The sequence below is a fragment of the Elioraea sp. Yellowstone genome (genome assembly GCF_006704265.1).
GTDB lineage: Bacteria > Pseudomonadota > Alphaproteobacteria > Acetobacterales > Acetobacteraceae > Elioraea.
Window position 1 is genome coordinate 1 of the sequence record NZ_VIKA01000306.1, and the last position, 886, is coordinate 886.

Below are 886 nucleotides of genomic sequence, written 5' to 3' on the forward strand. Positions count from 1 at the left end.
GAGGCCGCGCGCGCCGCCGAGCGCGAGGCGGAGGCGCGCTCCACGCTCGGCGAGGCGGAGCGGATCGCGGACAATGCGCGCAGGATCGCCGAGGTGGTCGCCGAGGTGGCGCCCGACCTGCCGCTCGCCCGCACCGCCGCGCGCGTCGCCACCCTCGCCGACAGCGCGATCGCGGTCGCGCGGAGCGCCGCGGGCGGCACCGCGGACGGGGGATCGGTGGCCGAGGCCGCGCACCGCGCCGCCTCGCTCGTGGCCGAGATCCGCGGCGAGGATCCGCTGGCGAAACTCGTCTCGGGGGCGGCCGGCGGGCTCGCCGGCGCGCTCAAGGGTGCGGCGGGGCTCGCCTCCGCCGTGGGCGGGCCGCTCGGCCTCGCCGGCGCGGTGCTGATCGGCGCGGCGGGAGCGTTCCGCATCGGCACCGAGCACTATCGCCGCTGGGTCGCGCGCGTGCTCGACCGCCCCTACGGCCTCGACCTCTATCCCGAGGGCCTGACCGATGCGGCGATCGCGCTCGCCGCGCTCGAGGCCGCGCCGATCTTCCGCCGGATCTACGGCGAGGCGATCCTCGCCCCGCGCGATCTCGCCGCCGCACGCGCCCTCCTCGCCGCGGCGCTGAGCCCCGAGGCGGCCGCGCTGATCCCCGCGGGCAGCGGCGCGCTGCGCCCCGCGCCGGTCGGCGAGGGCGGCGCCTTCGCCACCACGATCGAGCTCGAGGAGGGGATCCAGCAGTTCCGCCGCGCCGTGCTGGAGCGGATCCTGGACCAGGCCGACAGCGCGCCGGTGACCGTGACGCTGCCGGGCCGGGCCATCGCGGTGCCGCAGGCGACGCTGCGCCAGGCGGTGGACGCGGCGCGCGAGGACCCGGGCGGCGCGGCGGCGCTCGACC

The 886-nt window shown here is 79.8% G+C and carries 1 protein-coding gene; it reads left to right on the top strand.

Annotated features, from left to right (window positions below; translation table 11 throughout):
* The coding region (locus tag FK498_RS19615; RefSeq protein WP_202614940.1) for a hypothetical protein at positions 1-886 on the top strand (886 nt) is incomplete at both ends.